The sequence below is a fragment of the Pseudomonas sp. 2822-17 genome, assembly GCF_002742485.1.
GTDB lineage: Bacteria > Pseudomonadota > Gammaproteobacteria > Pseudomonadales > Pseudomonadaceae > Aquipseudomonas > Aquipseudomonas cyclaminis.
On the sequence record NZ_LJRZ01000791.1, the window covers coordinates 1 to 17,283 of the forward strand.

19 protein-coding genes and 1 pseudogene are annotated in these 17,283 nt (G+C 61.5%); 3 read left to right on the plus strand and 17 right to left on the minus strand.

Annotation, left to right across the window (positions count from 1 at the left end; translation table 11 throughout):
- The 3 genes and pseudogenes from AOA60_RS28370 to AOA60_RS28380 form a co-directional block, all read right to left on the minus strand.
- Positions 1–137: pseudogene (locus tag AOA60_RS28370) on the minus strand (arabinose ABC transporter substrate-binding protein); the annotation flags it as partial.
- Positions 138–172: 35 nt separating this feature from the next.
- Positions 173–994 (minus strand): SDR family oxidoreductase, encoded by an 822-nt coding sequence (locus AOA60_RS28375; RefSeq protein WP_099587155.1) that lies wholly within the window; start codon positions 992–994, stop codon positions 173–175.
- A 159-nt stretch (positions 995–1,153) separates the two neighbouring features.
- The gene (locus AOA60_RS28380) at positions 1,154–1,633 is read right to left on the minus strand and encodes a GNAT family N-acetyltransferase (RefSeq protein ID WP_010208407.1); all 480 of its coding nucleotides are present in this window, start codon (positions 1,631–1,633) and stop codon (positions 1,154–1,156) included.
- A gap of 187 nt (positions 1,634–1,820) precedes the next feature.
- Between AOA60_RS28380 and AOA60_RS28385 the strand changes: the two genes are divergently transcribed.
- The 3 genes from AOA60_RS28385 to AOA60_RS28395 all read left to right on the plus strand — a co-directional run bounded on the left by AOA60_RS28385 (position 1,821) and on the right by AOA60_RS28395 (position 3,753).
- Positions 1,821–3,017, plus strand: coding sequence for an MFS transporter (locus tag AOA60_RS28385; protein WP_099587156.1), 1,197 nt, complete (start codon positions 1,821–1,823; stop codon positions 3,015–3,017).
- A gap of 85 nt (positions 3,018–3,102) precedes the next feature.
- Complete coding sequence (locus tag AOA60_RS28390; protein ID WP_099587157.1) at positions 3,103–3,441, plus strand: hypothetical protein; 339 nt, start codon at positions 3,103–3,105, stop codon at positions 3,439–3,441.
- A 51-nt stretch (positions 3,442–3,492) separates the two neighbouring features.
- Positions 3,493–3,753: a hypothetical protein gene (locus AOA60_RS28395; protein WP_099587158.1), complete on the plus strand. Its 261-nt coding sequence runs from the start codon at positions 3,493–3,495 to the stop codon at positions 3,751–3,753.
- A 59-nt stretch (positions 3,754–3,812) separates the two neighbouring features.
- Here AOA60_RS28395 and AOA60_RS28400 read toward each other — a convergent pair whose 3' ends face one another.
- The 14 genes from AOA60_RS28400 to fabF all read right to left on the minus strand — a co-directional run bounded on the left by AOA60_RS28400 (position 3,813) and on the right by fabF (position 17,202).
- A complete protein-coding gene (locus tag AOA60_RS28400; protein ID WP_099587159.1) occupies positions 3,813–4,730 on the minus strand; it encodes a PfkB family carbohydrate kinase in 918 nt (305 codons plus the stop codon).
- Positions 4,723–6,189, minus strand: coding sequence for a cytosine permease (locus AOA60_RS28405; protein WP_099587160.1), 1,467 nt, complete (start codon positions 6,187–6,189; stop codon positions 4,723–4,725). Before AOA60_RS28405 ends, AOA60_RS28400 begins: the two co-directional genes overlap by 8 nt.
- A gap of 77 nt (positions 6,190–6,266) precedes the next feature.
- Positions 6,267–7,268 (minus strand): ADP-ribosylglycohydrolase family protein, encoded by a 1,002-nt coding sequence (locus tag AOA60_RS28410; RefSeq protein WP_099587161.1) that lies wholly within the window; start codon positions 7,266–7,268, stop codon positions 6,267–6,269.
- Complete coding sequence (locus AOA60_RS28415) at positions 7,265–7,978, minus strand: GntR family transcriptional regulator (protein WP_099587162.1); 714 nt, start codon at positions 7,976–7,978, stop codon at positions 7,265–7,267. The genes AOA60_RS28410 and AOA60_RS28415 overlap by 4 nt, the downstream gene beginning before the upstream one ends.
- Positions 7,979–8,048: 70 nt before the next feature.
- The gene (locus AOA60_RS28420) at positions 8,049–8,609 is read right to left on the minus strand and encodes a DUF1285 domain-containing protein (protein ID WP_099587163.1); all 561 of its coding nucleotides are present in this window, start codon (positions 8,607–8,609) and stop codon (positions 8,049–8,051) included.
- A gap of 27 nt (positions 8,610–8,636) precedes the next feature.
- The gene (locus tag AOA60_RS28425) at positions 8,637–9,242 is read right to left on the minus strand and encodes a DUF4823 domain-containing protein (RefSeq protein ID WP_099587164.1); all 606 of its coding nucleotides are present in this window, start codon (positions 9,240–9,242) and stop codon (positions 8,637–8,639) included.
- 95 nt (positions 9,243–9,337) lie between these two features.
- A complete protein-coding gene (locus AOA60_RS28430; protein WP_099587165.1) occupies positions 9,338–10,306 on the minus strand; it encodes a GTP 3',8-cyclase MoaA in 969 nt (322 codons plus the stop codon).
- Between the two features lie 113 nt (positions 10,307–10,419).
- The gene (locus tag AOA60_RS28435) at positions 10,420–11,088 is read right to left on the minus strand and encodes a TetR/AcrR family transcriptional regulator (protein WP_099587216.1); all 669 of its coding nucleotides are present in this window, start codon (positions 11,086–11,088) and stop codon (positions 10,420–10,422) included.
- A gap of 448 nt (positions 11,089–11,536) precedes the next feature.
- The gene (locus AOA60_RS28440) at positions 11,537–12,322 is read right to left on the minus strand and encodes a TatD family hydrolase (RefSeq protein ID WP_099587166.1); all 786 of its coding nucleotides are present in this window, start codon (positions 12,320–12,322) and stop codon (positions 11,537–11,539) included.
- A 63-nt stretch (positions 12,323–12,385) separates the two neighbouring features.
- Positions 12,386–13,375, minus strand: a complete 990-nt coding sequence (locus AOA60_RS28445) for a DNA polymerase III subunit delta' (RefSeq protein WP_099587167.1) — start codon at positions 13,373–13,375, stop codon at positions 12,386–12,388.
- Positions 13,368–14,000 (minus strand): dTMP kinase, encoded by a 633-nt coding sequence (gene tmk / locus AOA60_RS28450; RefSeq protein WP_099587168.1) that lies wholly within the window; start codon positions 13,998–14,000, stop codon positions 13,368–13,370. The genes AOA60_RS28445 and tmk overlap by 8 nt, the downstream gene beginning before the upstream one ends.
- A gap of 19 nt (positions 14,001–14,019) precedes the next feature.
- Complete coding sequence (gene mltG / locus AOA60_RS28455) at positions 14,020–15,141, minus strand: endolytic transglycosylase MltG (RefSeq protein WP_099587169.1); 1,122 nt, start codon at positions 15,139–15,141, stop codon at positions 14,020–14,022.
- Between the two features lies 1 nt (position 15,142).
- Positions 15,143–15,958, minus strand: a complete 816-nt coding sequence (gene pabC, locus AOA60_RS28460) for an aminodeoxychorismate lyase (RefSeq protein ID WP_099587170.1) — start codon at positions 15,956–15,958, stop codon at positions 15,143–15,145.
- Positions 15,958–17,202, minus strand: coding sequence for a beta-ketoacyl-ACP synthase II (gene fabF, locus AOA60_RS28465; RefSeq protein WP_099587171.1), 1,245 nt, complete (start codon positions 17,200–17,202; stop codon positions 15,958–15,960). The genes pabC and fabF overlap by 1 nt, the downstream gene beginning before the upstream one ends.
- Between the last annotated feature and the right edge of the window lie 81 nt (positions 17,203–17,283).

Here is a 17,283-nt window from a genome sequence, read left to right on the forward strand (position 1 = left end):
TCGGCGAAGGCCCATTCGGTCTGGAACCAGGGTTCTTCGGCTTGTTTGACCAGGAAGCCGATCTTTACTTCTTCGGCCGATACCGCGCCGCTGAACGCCAGGGCGAGTGCCAGAGTGCCAACTGCTTTCTTGAACATGAACCACCTCTTGTTGTTATTGAGCGTTACAAGTTCTAGTCGTGATACATCACAGACCGCCCGCCATCGATCATCAGGCAGGTGGCATTGATAAAGGGCGCCTCGTCGGTGGCCAGGAACAACGCCGTCATCGCCACCTCGACCGGCTGGCCGATGCGTTTGGGCGGGTGCAGGTCAAAGGCACGCTGGCGCTCGGCATGAGGGTCGGGGAAACCGTTCCAGTAGTCGACGTTGAGTTGGGTTTCGATGTAGCCCGGCGCGATAGCATTGACGCGAATGCCTTTGGGCGCGTATTCGATGCCGAGGGCGCGGGTAAGGCCCAGCAGGCCATGTTTGGCCACCGGGTACGGGAAACAACCGGGAATAATGTGGCTGGAATGGGTGGAGGCGATGTTGATGATATTGCCGATGCCCTGCTCGATCATGTGCGGCAGCACCGTGCGACAGCCAAACCAGGCGCCGTCGAGGTCGATGGCGAAGCAGCGGCGCCAGTCTTCGTCGGTCATTTCCAGGGGGTCACGGAACACATTGACGCCCGCGCAGTTGACCAACACATCCACGCGGCCGAAGCGCTCGATGGCCACATTGACCAGCGCCTGCCATTGCTCTTTTGAAGTGATGTCGACGGCTTGCGCGACAATTTCAGCGCCGCGTTCGCGCCAATGGGCGGCCACCTTCTCGACTTTTTCGCCCTGGATATCGGCGATGACCAAGCGCGCCTGCTGGGCCTGAAAGCACGCGACGATTGCCTCGCCAATGCCTTGGGCGGCGCCGGTGATGATCACCACCTTGCCTTTGAGCCGCTCGCCGTAAGTGGGCTCGGGCACGGCGGGGAGTGACAATGGTTGTGCCTGCATCGCTTCACCTGTTTTATTTTTGGTAGTGAGTGCTGATGCCGCCGACTATAAACCCAGATCTTGAAACATCTCAATATATAAATTTGCATCCCATATTGTGAGCTAACCCATAAAAAAACCGGCCTTGAATTAGCCGGTTTTTTAAAGACGGGATGACCCTCATCCGAGGGCAAAATCGCGCAATGCGTCACCTTCCATGCGATAGCGCACCCACTCTTCCTGTGGCTGGGCGCCGATGGATTTGTAGAAAGCAATCGCCGGCTCGTTCCAGTCCAGCACGCTCCACTCAAAGCGCCCGCAGCCGTTATCAAACGCGATCTTGGCCAAGTGGCGCAGCAGCTTCTTGCCCGCCCCGCCACCGCGTTGCTCGGGGTTGATGTAAAGGTCTTCCAGGTACAGGCAGTTGCTGCCCAGCCAAGTGGAATAGCTGAAGAAGAACACCGCAAAACCAATCGGCAGGCCATCGCGCAGGCAAATCAGGCCATGGGCGGTGGCGCCCTCGCTGAACAGGCTACGCTCGATATCCACCACGCTGGCGATCACTTCATGCCGGGCTTTCTCGTACTCGGCGAGTTCGGTGATGAACGTCAGGATCTGCGCAGCATCGCTGGGCACGGCGGGGCGAATCTCGATGGTCATGGGCAAGCCTTGGGCAATTTCAAAGCCGACATACTAAGGCGCTTTGATGACGGATTGCAGCGCATTTTCATGCGCCGCGCCGTTACTCCGGCCGGCACTGATGCAAGCACCAGCAACTACAGAACAAACCCGCTCAAGGTGCGTGATAAACAGTGGCCACTACTCCAACCACCTCCAGGCGGCCCCAATGCAGTCCACGTCCCCGGTGAGCACCCAACTGTTCGCCCTGTTTTGCCTCGCCAGTTTCCTGTTGTCGCTGTCTTACGGCTCGACGTTTTTGTTGTCGTTGCTGATTCATACACGCGGTGGCAATGAACACGATGCCGGCAGTGTGATTTCCACGGCGATGCTCAGCACCTTCGTCGCAGTGCTGCTTTCCGGGCACTTGGCGGATGCCTTGGGCGCGGCGCGGGCCATTGCCGGGATGGGCGTGTTGCTGGTGGTGGCGTGCCTGGGCTTTGCGTTGATGCCGGGGTTTGGTGAAGGATTGATGCTGTTCGGATTGTCCCTGGGCTTGGGTTGGGGGGTGTTCTACACGTTAGGGCCAATCATCGTGACCATGTTGGTGGAGCCCCGGCAGCGCGCCAAATATTTCGCACTGTTGTCGGGCAGCATGATGAGCGGCATCGGTTCTGGCCCTCTGCTGGGCCGGGCCGCGAATGCACTGGGGCTGCCTCTGACAAGCGCCTTCTACATTGCCGCATTGGCCAGCCTGGTCGGGGTGGGGATGTTCTGGTTGCTGGGCTCGGCACTCAAGCGTCATGCCACGGCGCCGGTGTCGAAAATTTCCTGGGGCGCCTGCCGTCGCGTGCTGTCTTCACGGGCAGTGTTTGCCATCGTCATGGTCGGGCTCGGGGGTTGCGTGTTTGGTGGGTTGTCTTCCTTCCAGACCAGCTACGCGGCGGCCCACGGCTTGGATTATTCGCTGTTCTTTGCCGGTTTTGTCAGTGCGGCGATCAGCAGCCGCCTGTTGATCGCCGGCTATGTGGTCAAGCGTGATGCCTATGTGGCCGCCTGCGTGCTGTCCGGGGTGATGCTGGGGTCGATTCTGCTGTTTGCCTTTGGCGTCAGCGGCAACGCGAGTTACCTGTTGGCTGCCGTGACGCTGGGTGTCGGGTACGGCCTGACGTATTCGGTCATCAACGGCTTGGTGGCCAATGAGGCGCCAACCGGCACCACGTCCCAGGCGCTGCTGTTGTTCAGCCTGGCGTATTTTGTCGGGGTCTTCGGGTTTCCCTGGCTGGCGGGCTGGATCATCGTCGATTTCGGTCTGCCGGCGCTGATGCTCAGCGTGCTGGCCGTGGCCTTGGGCAATTGGTTGATCAGCGTGGCGCGTCTGATTTGGCGTCGGGCAACGTCACACAAAATCTTACAGGTAGGCTGATACCGTTCGTCGCCATCCAGGCACCTTCAACAAATGGCGGCTGACCAATAGAGGGTAAGGACATTAATTCTACGGAGATATCCTCATGAAGCCTTCAAAGTTTGCTGCCTTCGCCCTCACCGGCCTGCTGTCCGCTGCCTCGCTGAGCGCCATCGCTGCCAGCTCGACCACCGGCCCGACCGATCCGACGCCGGACGCCACCACCGAGTCGCAGAAATCCATGGGCACCGGCCTGGATACCAATGGCGGCGCCATCATCGATAACACCAACGGCGCCGACCCGCACACCAAGGGGCATGACACCGAGCGCCAGGCTCCCGCCGCAGTCGGCAACGGCAAAATGGGCCCGTCGGTCAATGAGCCGAAGATCAACAAAGGCGATGACTCGAACCTGCCGGGCGCGCCAAAACAACCTGCGCCCTAAGCCCTCGACCGTTAGACGAACACCCGATCATTTCCCCGTGAAGAGGTACGCATGAACGTCGATAGAAACCTTGAAAAAGAAGTCCTCACCCGCCTGCTGCACGCCCACCCGCAAGGTTTGGGCAAGGAGGTGCTGGATAATTACCGCGGCGAAAAAGAGGTGGCCAGTGTGTTGGCATTTCTGCAGGGCCGCGGGCTGATCAAGGATGGGCATGTGACCACAGACGATGCCGGTGAATATTCACTGAATCTGCCGATCAAGCTGACGGCGTCCGGGGTAGATGAAGCGCGTAAGTTGGACGCCCTTCAATAGCCTTCACGCAAACCCAATGTAGGAGGGGGAAAGCTCCCTCCCACATTTTCAATCTGCGTTTATTGGGTGAGCAAGGCGTCAACCTCTTCGGTGCCCGGCGAGGTTGCAGGGCCCCACTGTGTCACTGCCAGCGCCGCTGCCGCATTCGCCCTGCGCGCCGCCTCAGCAGGTTTCATACCCGCAGCCAACCCGGCAATAAACACCCCTGCGTGTGCGTCACCCGCCCCATTGCTGTCCACCGCCTTCACCTTGAAACCCGGCACATGCTCGGCGCGCCCGGCGCGGCTGACCCAACACCCGTTCGGCCCATCACGCACTACCAGCAGCGCCTCCTTAGGCAGATGCCGATTGAGGTCGAGCAGTGCGTCCGCCAGTGTTTTCGCACCGGTAAATGCCAAGGCTTCCGGGCCATTGCTGGTCCAGATATCGATGCGTGGCAACAAGGCGGCCATCAGCGCTGAATCCGGCGCCTTGACCAACGGGCCCGGGTCGAATACCACGGTGATCTCACGCGGCAAACCCAGCAACCAGTCGAGCAATGCCTGGGCCTTGCCCTCCAGCAACAGGCTGTACCCGCTGACGTAAACATAGTCGTCGGCTTGCGGCACAACGCGAGCCAAATCCTCAGCACTCAAGTCGCCCTCAACGCCGATATGGGAGATAAAGGTGCGCTCGGTAGTGGCTTCGGTCAGCGAGACACACAACCCGGTGTCCTTTCCCTCACTCGCCGCCTGAGCCATTTCCACGCCTTCGGCCTGCATCGCCGCGCGGGCCAGATCGCCAAAACGGCCATCGCCGTGGCGGCCCAGGTAAACCACCGGCAACCCGTTGCGTCGCGCCGCCGCCATCACATTAAAGCCGCCGCCGGCTTCGAAACTGGCCGATCGCGCCAGCACGTCGCCGCCGCTGGCGGGCAAGGTATCGAGGGCCATGACCAGATCGACGATGACCTGGCCGGTGTGCAGCAATCTAGACATTGGGGCTCTCGACTAACGCCGGGCGACGATCAGCCGCGCCGCCCAGTACGGCATAAATCCCGCCGGCCACCAGGAAGGTGACGATCCAGCCCAGGCCGTTGTGGCCCAGCCAGGAGTCGGACAACGGCCCGGCGAACCAGATGTTCTCGGCGGTGGTGCCAATGGTGGTGAAGCTGAAACCCAGAACAATCGCCACGGCCCAGGCGCCAAACGCACGCCATTCCACACCACCGCGGTACCAGTAGGCGCTGCTTGGGCTGACGTCGAGCAGATCCTTGGGGCTGTAGTAGTGACGGTGGATCAGGTCGACCACAAAGATCCCGACCCATGCGGTGATCGGCACCGCCAGCAACGAAATGAAGGTGATGAACGGGCCGTAGAAACTGTCGGCGATCAGCATGAAGTAGATCGAGCCTGCGAAAATCGCCACGATGTCGACGATCACCGCGTGTACGCGCTTGACCTTCAAACCGAGGGTCAAGGTGGTGAGACCGGCCGAGTACACCGACAGGTTATTCGACAGCAGTAACCCACCGAACGCGGTGATCAGGTACGGCACAGCCATCCAGGTGGGCAGCATGTCGCGGATCGCAATGATCGGGTCGGTGGCCGAAGCGAGGTCATTGTTGCCCACCGACAGCAGGCCACCGAGGGTGATCAGCAGCACCAGTGGAATCCCCGCACCAAACGCGGCGGATGCCACCAGGCGCACGGCCTTGACGCTGCGGTGCTGGTAGCGCGACATGTCGGCACCGGCGTTGGCCCAACCGATACCGGTGCCGGCGGCCATGGTGCCGACGCCGATGATCATTGCGCTCAGCGGTGCCGGCGTGGCGTTGAACACGGCGCTCCAGTCGATGGTGGCGCACAGGAAACCGCCGACCAGGATGTTCAAGGCGCCGAACACATAGGTGGCCCACTTCTGGATCACCAGCAAGGTGGCGTGGCCCAGGCCGGAAACGGACAGGGTCAGCAGCACGAAGATGGCGATAAAGATCAAGGTCAGCACCGGCGCGCTTTTGGCCTCGACTGGCGAGCCGAACAGAATCGAACACAACGACAGCAGCACAAAGGCGGCGGTGGTGGTGTTGACGGTTTCCCAGCCCAGGCGCGACATCAGTGACACCAGCGTCGGGCCGATATTGCCGCGCACGCCGAAGATGGCGCGGGACAGGGTCAGGCTCGGCGCACGGCCACGACGACCGGCGATGGAGATGATGCCCACCACCGCAAAGGAGCCAGCAGCGCCAAGGATCGCCACGATGATTGCCTGCCAGATCGCCAGCCCCCGGAACGCCACCAGCGTCGCGCCCAGCGGCAAGCCGAGGATGCTGATGTTGGCGGCGAACCACACCCAGAACAGTTGCAGCGGATGGCCATTGCACTCGCCTTCGGGGACGGGCTCGATGCCGCGTGTTTCCAATTGCCCGGCGTTTTGGCCGGAAGATGTGCTGCTCATGAGGGGCGCTCCTGGTGCCTGTATTATTGTGGTTGTGGCAGGTATGCAAGGTGAATCGGTATTCCGGTCGTCCTGGCTCAGCGCAGTTTCAACAGCGCTTCAACCAACGGCTGCAAGTCCAAGCCGTTCACGGCCTTGACCTGTTCGATCATTGCCACAGGCCAGCACTGCATGCCCAGACAAGCGCCGAGCATCGCCCCCAGAATCGCTGCGATGGTGTCGGTGTCACCGCCAAGGCTGGCGGCCAGGCACAGGGCCTCGAAGGCGTTCATACCCCCCACCGCCACTTGCTGGGCCAGGGCAAACGACACCACCACCGATTCCTGGGAGGCAACGGAGGTGCCGATCAATTCGTAGAGCAGGTCGGCAAACAGCGCTGTGTCACCGCTGCCGACACTCAAGGTGCGCGCCCAACTGATGCGGGTGGATATGCGTCCGCCGGCAATCCAATGACCCTGGCCTTCCGCCTGCTGGGCGATCTGGGTGCCGATGTTCAGCGCTTCGCCGAGGTCCACACCGTTGATGCCAGCGGACACCACTGCCGCCACCGCCGCCGCACTGGAGATACCCAGCGTGGTGTTATGAGTGACCTGGCACGCCTGGATCACCGCCTGGATAAACGCTGCCGGGTCGCTGACATCGGCGGCGATACCCACGGGCGTGATGCGCATGGCAGCACCATTGGTGGTGCCGTAGCGGCCGGATTCCTCAGGGGTATGCCCGGCCAGGATCATGTCGATAGCGCGTTTGGTCGACGGGCCGAGCAGGTCCTGGGAACCCTTGGCACGCATCACCGCTTCCCAGTCGATCAGGCGCTGGGCGAGCACGATGGGCTCGATCGTGCCTTGGCCTTCGACCAGCAACTCGCCGACGAGAATGGCCTGTTCGGTATCATCAGTGATGGAACCAGCGGGCATATTCGGCGCGATGGGTTGATCGGCACCGGCATCCTCCAGGGCGGTGATCGCACCGAAGCGCTGTCGCACCTGCTCGCGGCTCAGGGACTGAGTGGGCATGCCCAGGGCATCGCCCAGCGCGAGGCCGTAGAAAGCGCCGAGGGCGCGAGTATCCGTGGTCATTTCGAAGATCCAAATTGCAGGTGCAGGCGAAAGTGCAGAGGGTCGAGCAAGCTTTCGACGTATTCCATAAAGCGCTCGCGCCGGTCGTAGGTGGTGCGCGAGGCCTTGAGGAACACGCTGCCCGCGGGGCGGCCGAGCAACTGGGCGTCTTCATCGCTGAGGGGTTCGGCGCCTATCCACTGGTCCCCTTCAGCGCCGATATAGCCGTAGGCCGCCAGGGTGATGGTCAGGGAATTGTCGATCAGGCCGACACGGGGCAGGCTTTCCAGGCCACCGGACTCGGGCATCAGCGAACGCTCCAGGGACACCGCAGTGCCATCGCTGGTGCGCCGGCGACGGTCGAGGGCGATAAAGCGCTCGGTGCCGAACCGGCTGAACAGATCGGGGCGCGTCACCGCTTCCAGGCGCAGGATATCGGTGGTCACCAATGCACCGGTGTCCGCCAGAGCCTGTGCCCACCCGCTGTTTTGATCGAGCACCATGCCGTCAAACGTGACGATGGAGCCGACGCCACTCTGGGTCGCGATGTAATTGCGCCGCTTGAGTTCGGCCAGGGCTTCGCGCAAGGTGCCGCGGCTGACCGCAAACTCCTCGGCGAGCTGGTGCTCGCCCGGCAGCAGGAAACCGTCGGCCATCACTCCACCCTCGATACGGCGGATGAGCTCGTCGACGACACGTTTTTTCTTGTCAAATCGGACATGTCTAATCATGTACAAATTGATAACCGAAACGGTCCTTATGCAGCAAGCGAATTATTTCAGGAAGATGAAAAAAGCGGCCTCAGGGTTCCAGGCCAATCGGGAAAAACTCGCCGCCGCTCCAGACGCCCAACCAGTTCTGACCGTTGATCGGGCGGCTTACAGCAAGCTCCACCAATTGGTAGAACACGTTGCGATGCACCAGGGCTTCGAGGTTGGTGCGTACCCGTAGATAGGGCGCAGGTTCCTGGGTGACGGGGTCGATGACCACCCGCAGCGGGTGTTCGATATCGGCTTCGATCTGTTCATCGACGTTGGTGGTGAAGCGCAGCAACTGGCTTTCGCCCTGCCCTTCGACCTCCAGGGTCAGCGCGACAAAGGGCGCGTCGTCGACGGTGATGCCGACTTTTTCCACCGGAGTAATCAGGAAGTAATCATCGCCGTCGCGGCGGATGATGTTGGAGAACAACTTGACCATCGGCTTGCGCCCGATGGGCGTGCCTTGGTAGAACCAGGTGCCATCGCGGGCGATGCGCATGTCGATATTGCCGCAGAAATCCGGGTTCCACAGGTGCACCGGCGCCGGTCCCTTGCCTTTGGGCAACTGGGCCAACAAGTCGTTGGCCTTGGCGGAATCGGTCATGAGGTTCTCCCTTTTTTTGATCTGGCCCTACTGATCACCCATGCCCAGCAGACCTCGGGCGTACTGCGCGAGCGGGCGGGCAATCAGGTCTTGTGGCCGATTGTCGTGGAACGTCAGTAAACCGCCACGACTGCGAATGCGTGCAGTATCAATCAAATACTGGGTGCTGGTCTCGATCAACATGATCTGGATCACGCCGCTGTCCAGCCCAACCCGGTCCAGGGCCTCTTGATCGGCCCACTCATCGGCGTTGCCGATACGGTCATCCGCCTTGGCGAATCGGCAGTACAGCAGGTAGTGGGCACCGGCCGCACGGGCTTCGGCCATCGCCTGCTCCAGACCTTCGGGCTGACGGGCGCGGCGCACCATAGGGAAGTATTCGACGAAGCCGTTGAAGGCTTCCTCGGCTACCACGTTCGGACGCGGATAGGCGCTGCCCGGCGGCACGAAGGCGCCCTGGGCGATAAAGACAAAGGAGTCCGGCTGTATGCGAACCGACGCCGTACGGCGGGTATCGCTGTGGTCGAGCAACCCGGCATCACTCATCTGATAGCGGGTGCCTTCGGCCATATCGCTGACGGTCATGCAACCACTCAGCGTCAACGACGCCAGCAACAAAACCAGACTACGCATCCTAATCCTCCAGAAGCCGGTGACGGAAAACCGGCGAATGGGCGTGAGATGCAGGTTCTGGGCCAGGGGAGCAGCTTGAAGCTACACGCTCGGCGTCAGCCGCCGATGATCTTCATGATCGTGGCCCCGCCCGAGAACGCCACTTCCTGTTTGTCGCCCAGAGCCTTCATCAGCAATCCTTGCAGCGCCGGCAGCGCCTGGTGGCGCGGCTTGTCGAGCAGGTCGCCGACGTAGTGACGGTTGCTCGACGACAGGCAACCATGCAACCAGCCGGTGGACGACAGGCGCAATCGCGAGCAGGTACGGCAGAACGGCACGCTTTCATTGGCGATCACGCCAAAGTAGCCCTTGCCCGGCACCTCGTAGCGAACGGCGGTTGCATCCACAGGGGCGTTGGCTTGCAGGTATTCGTGATGTTCGCCGATCAGGCTGAGCAGTTGCTGCAGGCTGACGAATTGTTGCAGGAACGCATTGGAATCCTTGGCCAGGTGGCCCATGCGCATCAACTCGATAAAGCGCAGTTCATAACCACGCTCCAGGCAGTAGTCGAGCAGCGGCATGACCTGGTCGAGGTTCTGGCCGCGCAACGGCACCATATTGACCTTGATCTTGATTCCAGCGGCGCGAGCCTGGTCCATGCCATCGAGCACGGTGGCCAGGTCGCCGCCACGGGCGATGCCGCGGAAGGCATCGGCATCCAAGGTGTCGAGGGAGACGTTGATACGTCGAATGCCGGCATCCACCAGCAGTGGCAGTTTGCGCGCCAGCAACTGGCCGTTGGTGGTCAGGCTGATATCGCTGAGCCCCATGCCGCCGACTGCGCCCATAAAAGCTTCCAGCTTGGGGCTGACCAACGGCTCGCCGCCCGTGATGCGCAGGCGGTCGATGCCCGCCGCTTCGATCAGGTAAGCCACGCCACGGGCCATGGCCTCGGCCGAGAGTTCGTCCTGGGCAGCCACCAGCCGCTTGCCGTTGGGCACGCAGTAGGTACACGCGTAGTTGCAGGCTGAGGTCAGGCTGATCCGCAAATTGCGAAAACGCCTGCCTTGACGATCAACGATCATGGATCACTCCGGCAGAGGATGATTCGGGCGCGCTAAAAGCTGACTGATAAATCAGCTTTTAGCAAGATCCTTGCCTGAGTATATTCCTGGGGTACTACGCCTGGCAGTAAAGATTACGACGCCGGCGTCTCAACACGCGCAGAGTCGACAGCTGCTGGCTCGGTGCTGTGCTTGCGCTTGTTGCCCATGCGCACGCCGATGTCCATCAGGAACTGGAAGAACCCTTCCTGGTCTTCCAGCACATTGCTCCAGAACGGCGAGTGGTACAGCGCCACGGCGCCGTGCACCAAGGCCCAGGCGGCGCAGTAATGGAAGTACGGCGGCACGTCTTCAAGCTTGCCTTCGCTGATGCGACCCTTGATCAACAGGGTCAGGCGTTCGAAGTTCGAGGCGCGGATCTTGTGCAGTTCCTCGACCATCTCCGGCACCTGATGGCCCTTGACGACTTTCTCTTCCAGGCGGTCGAACAGGCGGTAGCGCTGCGGGTCGCGCATGCGGAACTCGAAGTAGGCGCGGGACAGCGCTTCCTTGTCCTTGTCGACATCGGCAGAGTGCAGCAGCTCGTTCAAATCGCGCTCGTAGTCGAGCATCAGGCGCAGGTAGATCTCGGCCTTGGACTTGAAGTGCTTATAAATGGTGCCTTTGCCGATACCCACGGCATCCGCGATCATCTCGACGGTGACGCTGTCTTCGCCCTGTTCGAGGAACAATTTGAGTGCGGTGTCGAGAATTTCCTGCTCACGGCGGCGAAACTCACGGACCTTACGGGGTTCTTTGTGCATGAGGAAGAGGTCTGCAAAGGTCGGAATAGGGAGGGTCGCGCAGGGCCACGAATACATGGCGATACGATTTACCCAGTGCGAGGGATTATCCCGACTGAACGGTCGTTGGGCAACGTCTATGTGAACCCGCTACGCACTTTACTTTCAGAGTGCCAACGAATTCATGGCTATCAGTCAGAAATAATACGCAATAACTGCACCCGTGCACCGGCCCAATGAGAACTCAAGCGAAGCCCCTGTATTCCAAATCTGTTTAAAAAACGATCAGTCGCGACTGGACTGAATCAGATACTGATCAATACTTGAACTGTTGGCGTGACATCTCCCCCAAGTGAAGCGCCGACCTGGGTACCGACGGACTGTGTGCCCTTGTTTTACTCCTAATGGTCTTAACCCGGATTCACCCCCCAGAACCCGGGTTTTTTTTGCCTGCGATTTGAGCGCGGGCCTACGCAGCAACGTGAGCCAATGGAAACAGACGCTTGAAGTTCTCGGTAGTCTGCTCGGCAAAACGCTCGTAGGACTCACCCCGCAGCATCGCCAGAAACTCCGCCACATCACGCACATACTCCGGCAGGTTCGGCTTGCCACGATGAGGGATGGGCGCCAGGTACGGCGAATCGGTTTCCACCAACAGGCGATCGGCCGGGACTTGGCGCGCCACATCGCGCAGCGCGTCGGCATTGCGGAAAGTGACGATGCCCGACAGGGAAATATAGAAACCCAGGTCCAACGCCGCCTTGGCCATGCCCCAGTCTTCAGTGAAGCAGTGCAATACGCCGGCCTGTGGCAACGCGGCTTCGCGTAGCAACGTGAGCGTGTCGGCACGGGCGCCACGGGTGTGGACGATCACCGGCTTGCCCGTCTGCTGGGCGGCTTGCAGATGCAAACGGAAGGACGCCTGCTGCAACTCGGCGGCTTCGGGTTCGTAGTGGTAGTCCAGGCCGGTCTCGCCGATGGCCACCACGCGCGGGTGGTTGAGTTCACCGAGCAACCAGTCGAGGGCCGGCGCTTCGCCGGGCTTGAGGTCCAGCGGGTGGATACCCACGGAGCAATCCACGTCGGTATAACGATCAGCCAGGGCTTTGACGTCGGCGGCGTTGTCCGCGCTGACGCCGATGCACAGGAAGTGCCCTACCCCACGCTGGCGAGCAGCGTCCAGGGCGGCGTCGAGGGAGCCGCCGTGCTGGGCGAGGTCAAGGCGATCAAGGTGGCAATGGGAATCTACGAGCATAGGAAGTTACAACTTGAGTCACGGAGAGGGTCTGGCCGACGATACACCCGTCGGCCACGGAAATTAACGGCGGCCGAGCAAGCCCACCCACTGCACCAGCAGCGCTTCAAGCAACAGCACACGGTTGAGGTTGGCCTTGCCGAGGACCTTCTGGCGCTGGGCGAGGATCCAGTCCTGGATAGCCAGCACCTTGTCCTGGGCACTTTTCTGCGCAAGGTACTGCACCACCTTGCGCATGTCCGGCAGGCCCAGGCCATTTTCATCCTGAGTCAGTTGGTAGCGCAGGATCAGGCTCGACCAGTCACAGAACCAGTCGAACAGCAACAACAGGGGAATGTCTTTCCAGGCACCTTCAGCCAGTTGAGTCGCGGACATTTCCTGCTTGAGCAGTTTTTTAACGCCATCCACCACCAGCGCACGTTGCTCACGGACACCTTGGGCTTGCAGCTTCACGGCGGCCAGGGGCGAACCGGCAGCGAGGGTCAGCAGTTCGACGCGCTCGTCTGCGGAGCAGTCCGGCAGTGCCTGCGCCAGCCATTGCAGGCTCATCGCCTCGCTTGGTAACGGACAAGCCTGCTGCACGCAGCGGCTGCGGATGGTCGGCAACAGGCGGCTGGACTGATGACTCACCAGCAATAGCACAGTGTCGCCGGAGGGTTCTTCAAGGCTTTTGAGCAGGGCGTTGGCGGCGTTGATGTTCATCGCCTCCACCGGCTCTATCAGCACCACCTTGCGCCCGCCCATCTGCGCGGTTTGCACCACGAAGCTGACGAGGTCACGCACCTGGTCGACCTTGATCGCCTTGTCGGCTTCCTCAGGCTCCAGCAGGTAATTGTCGGGATGGCTGCCGGCTTTGAGCAACAGGCAGGATTTGCACTCGCCGCACGCCTCCAGGTTGACCGGGCGCTGGCACAGCAGGCTGGCCATCAGGCGCTCGGCAAGGGCCCGCTTACCAATACCGATCGGGCCGTGCAGCAAATAAGCGTGGGCGTGCTGGGCACGGCCGGCCAATTGTTGCCAGAGACTGTCCTGCCACGGGTAGGCTTCAGCCACGGGCGCGCTCCAACAGCGTTGGCATCAGGCCGTCGATGGCCTGCTGCACCTGGGTCAACGGCTGGGCCGCGTCCAACAGGTGATACCGCGCAGGTTCTGCGCGGGCACGTTTGAGGAACGCGCTGCGCACCGCGTCGAAAAACGCCTGGCCTTCCAGCTCGAAGCGATCGAGACGACCACGGGCAGTGGCGCGGGCCATGCCCACTTCCACCGGCAGGTCGAACAACAGGGTCAGGTCAGGGCGCAGATCGCCCTGCACAAAGGTTTCCAAGGTAGCGATGCGCTCCAGGGATAAGCCGCGGCCGCCGCCCTGGTAGGCGTAGGTGGAATCGGTAAACCGGTCACAAATCACCACGGCACCGCGTGCCAAGGCCGGGCGTATCACTTCGGCCAGGTGTTGCGCACGGGCGGCGAACACCAGCAGCAGCTCGGTGTCCGGGTTCATTTGTTCTTCGCCTGGGGCCAGCAACACTTCGCGGATGCGCTCGGCCAGCGGCGTACCGCCGGGCTCACGGGTCAACACCACCTCGATCCCTTGCGCGCGCAAACGCTCGGCCAGGTAATCGCGGTTGGTGCTCTTGCCGGCGCCTTCGGGGCCTTCCAGGGTAATAAACAAGCCAGTCACAGGCAGTCCTTAGTCAGAGTCATTGCGGGCTTTGCGGCGCGGTGGTGTCCGGCGCGGGCTCGGCGGGAGCATCCGTTGGCGGCGCTACATCTTCCGGCGGTGTGACCACCGGTGCCGGGCTGGAGCGGTAATCGGCGCGGCGCTTGAGCTGGAACTCACGCACGGCGGCATTATGCGCACCCAGGTCATCGGAGAAAATATGACTGCCATCGCCACGGGCGACGAAATACAGGCTGCTGCCCGGCACCGGGTTCAACGCGGCATGGATCGCCTCGCGACCGACCATGGCGATGGGCGTCGGCGGCAGCCCGGCAATCATATAGGTGTTGTAAGGGTTGGCTTCCTTGAGATGAGCACGGGTCAACTTGCCGTTGTAACGCTCACCCAAGCCGTAGATCACCGTAGGATCGGTCTGCAGCAGCATGCCGATCTTCAGGCGGCGCACGAATACGCCGGCAATCTGGCCACGCTCTTGCGGCACACCGGTCTCCTTTTCCACCAGGGAGGCCATGATCAGCGCTTGGTAAGGGTCGGTGTATGGCGCATCAGCGGCGCGCTTGCTCCACTCCTGAGCGAGTACATCGTCCAGGCGGTTGTAGGCTTTTTTCAGGAATTCGACATCGGTCATGCCGCGCACGAAGCGGTAAGTATCCGGGAAGAACCGCCCTTCAGGAAACACGCCAGGGTGGCCGAGCTTCTCCATCACTTCGCTGTCACTCAGGCCGGAGAGGCTCTGCACGATCTTTTCATGCTTGGCCAGGGCCGAGCGCACCTGGCGAAAGTTCCAGCCTTCCACCAGGGTCAGGCTGTATTGCACCACTTCGCCACGCCGCCACAGGCCGATCAGGCCCTCGGCGGTCATGCCAGGCGTCATGCGGTACTCGCCGCTGTGCAGCGGTTGGCCGTCAAGGTTGAAGCGCCAGTACAGGCGCAGCCAGAACGCACCGTCGAGCACGCCGTCTGCTTCCAGGCGATTAAAGGTGCCGGTCGGGGTTGCCCCTGCCGGCACATCGAGCAACTGCTCCTGGGTCAGGTTCAACGGCTGCTTCAAGGCAGCGTCGTATTTCCAGGCGGAAAACCCCAACAGCAAAGCCGCCGAGAACAGAGCAATCAGCAGCAGTACAACCAGTTTTCGTATCAACTCAAATATCCAATAGTGCGCGAACAATGCCCTGCAGTTTACGGGTGAGCGGCCCAACCGGCCAGCTCATCGCCGCACAGCCGCGCACCGGCCAAATGCCATATACGCTGTTGCAGACGAAGACTTCGTCGGCCTGCTGCAACTGCTCGACCGTGATGTCAGCCACGGCCAGCGGGATACCCAGCGCTTGTGCCTGGTCCAGGATCTCGGCGCGCATGACGCCCGCAACCCCGCAACGAGTCAGATCAGCGGTTAGTAACAAGCCGTTGCGTACAAGGAAAAGGTTGCTGAATACGCCCTCGATCACACGCCCGGACATATCCAGCATCAGGCCTTCGGCGTGCTCGACATCTTGCCACTCGGCGCGGGCAATCACCTGCTCCAGGCGGTTGAGGTGCTTGAGACCGGCCAGCAGCGGCTGCTCGGCCAAGCGCGTCGTACACGCAAACAGACGGATGCCTTCGGTTCCATGAACGTGGGGATAGCTCGCGGGCGGATTGCCCTGCAGGATACGGCGCACCGGTGCGCCGGGATTGACGCCATAACCGCGCAGGCTATCGCCACGGGTCAGGATCAATTTGAGGACACCGTCGCCGAGGGCGGCGGCATAGGAAAGTACTTCGTTGCGGATCACACTGTGATCCACCTCGAACGCGAAACGCCTGCAGCCCTCATCGAGGCGCTGCAGGTGGCGGTCGAGCAACATGGGCTGCCCGACCTTGACGGCGATGGTCTCGAACAGGCCATCGCCATACGCCAGGCCGCGATCTTTCAGGGGCACGCTGTCCGCTGGCTGACCGTCGACCCAGCTGTGCATCACTCGGCGTACCGGCGGAACACCAGGGAACCGTTGGTGCCACCAAAGCCGAAGGAGTTGGAGATCGCGACGTCGATCGGCATCTGTTGCGGCTCGTGCGGCACGAAGTTCAGGTCGCAGCCTTCGTCCGGCTCATCCAGGTTGATGGTCGGCGGAGCGACCTGGTCCTTGATGGCCATCACACTGAAGATCGCCTCGACCGCGCCCGCCGCACCCAGCAGATGGCCGGTCATGGACTTGGTGGAGCTGACCGCCAGCTTATAGGCGTGCTCGCCGAACACCGACTTGATGGCCTCGGCTTCCGCCAGGTCACCGGTTGGCGTGGAAGTGCCATGGGCGTTGATGTACTGCACCTGGTCGACATTGACCTTGGCATCCCGCAGGGCGTTGGCGATGCAACGCGCAGCGCCGGCACCGTCAGACGGCGGCGAGGTCATGTGGTAGGCGTCGCCGCTCATGCCAAAGCCGATCAACTCGGCGTAGATGGTGGCACCACGCGCCTTGGCGTGCTCCAACTCTTCCAGCACCAGGGCACCGGCGCCATCGGACAGTACGAAACCGTCACGGCCCTTGTCCCACGGACGGCTGGCACGGGTCGGCTCGTCATTGCGGGTCGACAATGCACGGGACGCGCCGAAGCCGCCCATGCCAAGGCCGCAGGCAGCCATTTCTGCGCCACCGGCGATCATCACGTCAGCTTCGTCATAGGCGATATTGCGCGCCGCCATGCCGATGCAGTGAGTACCCGTGGTGCACGCTGTGGCAATCGCGTAGTTAGGCCCCTGTGCGCCCAAATGGATGGACAGGAAGCCGGAAATCATATTGATGATCGAGCCAGGCACGAAGAACGGTGAAATTCGACGAGGGCCGGAATCATGCAGCGTGCGGCTGGTTTCTTCGATATTGGTCAGACCGCCAATACCCGAACCCATGGCCACGCCGATGCGTTCACGGTTGGCGTCGGTGACTTCCAGGCCGGCGTTACGCACCGCCTGAAAACCGGCTGCCAGGCCGTATTGAATGAACAGGTCGAGCTTGCGGGATTCCTTGACCGAGAGATATTCCTCGACATTGAAACCCTTTACCGAGCCGCCAAAACGGGTGGAATAGGCAGAAAGGTCCGTGTGTTCGATCAGACCAATACCACTGCGGCCAGCCAGAATGCCCTGCCAACTGCTCGGCACATCCGTACCCAGTGGCGACAACATACCCATACCGGTGACTACGACGCGTCTACGCGACACAGCACTCTCCTTTTTCTAATGACGACACTTTGCTTCAGGGCTTACTTTTCATCACCGCTTAAAGAAAAAACCGCACGCCGT

What these genes read in the sequence shown, in the direction of transcription:
- AOA60_RS28375 (WP_099587155.1), bottom strand. Translation starts at nt 994, where the DNA reads ATGCAGGCACAACCATTGTCACTCCCCGCCGTGCCCGAGCCCACTTAC.
- AOA60_RS28380 (WP_010208407.1), bottom strand. Translation starts at nt 1,633, where the DNA reads ATGACCATCGAGATTCGCCCCGCCGTGCCCAGCGATGCTGCGCAGATC.
- AOA60_RS28385 (WP_099587156.1), top strand. Translation starts at nt 1,821, where the DNA reads ATGCAGTCCACGTCCCCGGTGAGCACCCAACTGTTCGCCCTGTTTTGC.
- AOA60_RS28390 (WP_099587157.1), top strand. Translation starts at nt 3,103, where the DNA reads ATGAAGCCTTCAAAGTTTGCTGCCTTCGCCCTCACCGGCCTGCTGTCC.
- AOA60_RS28395 (WP_099587158.1), top strand. Translation starts at nt 3,493, where the DNA reads ATGAACGTCGATAGAAACCTTGAAAAAGAAGTCCTCACCCGCCTGCTG.
- AOA60_RS28400 (WP_099587159.1), bottom strand. Translation starts at nt 4,730, where the DNA reads ATGTCTAGATTGCTGCACACCGGCCAGGTCATCGTCGATCTGGTCATG.
- AOA60_RS28405 (WP_099587160.1), bottom strand. Translation starts at nt 6,189, where the DNA reads ATGAGCAGCACATCTTCCGGCCAAAACGCCGGGCAATTGGAAACACGC.
- AOA60_RS28410 (WP_099587161.1), bottom strand. Translation starts at nt 7,268, where the DNA reads ATGACCACGGATACTCGCGCCCTCGGCGCTTTCTACGGCCTCGCGCTG.
- AOA60_RS28415 (WP_099587162.1), bottom strand. Translation starts at nt 7,978, where the DNA reads ATGATTAGACATGTCCGATTTGACAAGAAAAAACGTGTCGTCGACGAG.
- AOA60_RS28420 (WP_099587163.1), bottom strand. Translation starts at nt 8,609, where the DNA reads ATGACCGATTCCGCCAAGGCCAACGACTTGTTGGCCCAGTTGCCCAAA.
- AOA60_RS28425 (WP_099587164.1), bottom strand. Translation starts at nt 9,242, where the DNA reads ATGCGTAGTCTGGTTTTGTTGCTGGCGTCGTTGACGCTGAGTGGTTGC.
- AOA60_RS28430 (WP_099587165.1), bottom strand. Translation starts at nt 10,306, where the DNA reads ATGATCGTTGATCGTCAAGGCAGGCGTTTTCGCAATTTGCGGATCAGC.
- AOA60_RS28435 (WP_099587216.1), bottom strand. Translation starts at nt 11,088, where the DNA reads ATGCACAAAGAACCCCGTAAGGTCCGTGAGTTTCGCCGCCGTGAGCAG.
- AOA60_RS28440 (WP_099587166.1), bottom strand. Translation starts at nt 12,322, where the DNA reads ATGCTCGTAGATTCCCATTGCCACCTTGATCGCCTTGACCTCGCCCAG.
- pabC (WP_099587170.1), bottom strand. Translation starts at nt 15,958, where the DNA reads ATGCACAGCTGGGTCGACGGTCAGCCAGCGGACAGCGTGCCCCTGAAA.